The sequence below is a fragment of the Arthrobacter sp. P1_B4 genome (assembly GCF_056406555.1).
In genome coordinates this window covers 1-2,021 of record NZ_JBFTZW010000184.1, presented here as the reverse complement: position 1 = coordinate 2,021, position 2,021 = coordinate 1, and the positions used below count along the sequence as shown (strand labels likewise).

Here is a 2,021-nt window from a genome sequence, read left to right as displayed (position 1 = left end):
GTGCAAGGACTTCGGCTACGGCATCGGCCCCTGGGTCACCACCATGGACGAAATCGATTCCATCGAGGGACTGCGCGGCCAGGTCCGCGTCAACGGGGAGGTGCTCTCCGACACCAAGGTCGAGGACTTTGTCTACACCCCCGCAGAGCTGCTGGCCTACGTCTCGATCTCCGACCGCCTGCAGCCGGGCGACATCATTGGATCGGGCACGATGGGCTTCGGCGCCGGCGTTGAAATCGGAAAGTTCCTGAAGCCCGGCGACGTCATTGAACTCGAGCTCGAAGGCGTCGGYACGTTGCGCACACCGATCTCCACCGAACGCCAGAAGGCTCCCTGGTGGCCCGAGCCGCGCACCTACCCGCACGAAGAATGGGTGGTCTGATGACCCGCCCCCCAGTACGCCGCATCGTCACCGGGCACGACGACCAGGGACGCGCCATCATCCTCTCGGACGGTGCCGCGCCCAACCACTGGTCCTCGGAAGTGATTCCGGGATTCGGTGCCACCGTGCCCTGGCTGACCGCGGCCGGACGCATCGACCACGTCACCGACGCGGACCCGGCCGCGGCCGACGCCGAGATTCCCAGCTTCCCCGCTGCCGGCGAGACGATCCTGCGCATTGCAGACTTCCCGCCGGACGCCGTCTATCCGGACGAGGCGGGTTCGGTGATCTTTAGCGAGCTCGACGGGCACGACGAGGCCGAAGCAGGCGCCGAGCACAGCGGCTCCAAGCACTTCTGGTTCCATCGCACCGACTCGCTGGACTACGCTGTCGTGCTCGAGGGCGAGATCACGCTGCTGGTCGACGAGGGTGAGGCAACCATGCGCGCCGGCGACGTGGCCGTGCAACGCGCCACCAGCCACGCGTGGTCCAATCGCACCGACCGCACGGCCAGGGTCCTTTTTGTGCTGATCGGAACCGAGCCCCTCACAGCATCCCAGATCGCCGAGAGACGCAGGGAAGCTTCCCGGCCCTTGGAGAGCGCATGATCCTCAACGCCCACGCCGCAGACGGCGAAGTGATCTGGGAGCCCGACCTCGAACGCAGCGCGGAGACCGGCATCGGGCAATTCGCCGCCTTCCTGGGCCGGCAAGGCATTGATGTCAGTGCAGGCTACGACGAGCTCTGGCAGTGGTCGGTGGATGAGCCGGAACAGTTCTGGGAACTCTTTGCCCGGTTTGCGGGAGTCGAGTTCGGCGGTACGGCAGGACCGGTCTGCACCACTGACGCCATGCCGCACACGCGGTGGTTTCCGGGACGCACCCTCAATTTCGCCCGGCACCTTCTGCAGGGTCACGAAGGAATTGCGCTGGTGGGCATCGCCGAGGACGGGACGCGCGAAGAGGTCACCTGGGACGCGCTGAGGCGCGAGGTGGCATCCCTCGCCGCGCACCTTCGGGACCGCGGGGTGGGCCACGGGGACCGGGTCGTCGGAATCCTTCCGAATGTTGCCGAAGCCGTCGTCGGGCTGCTCGCCACTGCCACTATCGGTGCTATTTGGTCCGTCTGCGCCCCCGAGTTCGGCCCGGGTGCGATCGTTTCGCGGTTCGCCCAGCTCGGTCCAAAGGTCGTCATCGCCGCGCCGGGCTACCGGCTCGGCGGGAAAGACCGGGACCGCCGTGGGGAGCTGGGGGAGATCTTCGCTCAACTTCCCACCCTCGAGCACATCATCTGGGTGGGGCGGCATACATCTGTCCCGAGTGTCCCAACCCGGGTTCCGGCCGTGGACTGGGCCCAGGCCGTGGCCGAACCGGCGGAGCTCGTCTTCGAGGACGTCGAGTTCAGCCACCCGCTGTGGGTCCTGTTCTCCTCCGGGACAACGGGCATTCCCAAGGGCATCGTGCACGGGCACGGCGGGGCGCTTCTTGAGGAAATGAAGATGCTCCTCATCCACTCCGACCTGCGGCCCGGGGACCGCTATCTCAACGTGGCCTCGACGAGCTGGGTGCTGTGGAACGCACTCGTCTCCGCACTGGGGGTGGGGGCGACGGCGGTGCTCGTAGACGGAAACCCCACCTTC

At 67.0% G+C, this 2,021-nt stretch carries 3 protein-coding genes; all 3 read left to right on the top strand.

The features are described from left to right. Positions 1–382, top strand: a 382-nt coding sequence (locus tag AC1D1W_RS20595; RefSeq protein ID WP_476944687.1) for a fumarylacetoacetate hydrolase family protein, incomplete at its 5' end; no start/stop codon positions are given. Then, positions 382–990 (top strand): cupin domain-containing protein, encoded by a 609-nt coding sequence (locus AC1D1W_RS20590; RefSeq protein WP_476858218.1) that lies wholly within the window; start codon positions 382–384, stop codon positions 988–990. The genes AC1D1W_RS20595 and AC1D1W_RS20590, both read left to right, overlap by 1 nt. Further along, on the top strand, positions 987–2,021 hold a 1,035-nt coding region (locus AC1D1W_RS20585), incomplete at its 3' end, for an AMP-binding protein (RefSeq protein WP_476944686.1). The genes AC1D1W_RS20590 and AC1D1W_RS20585, both read left to right, overlap by 4 nt.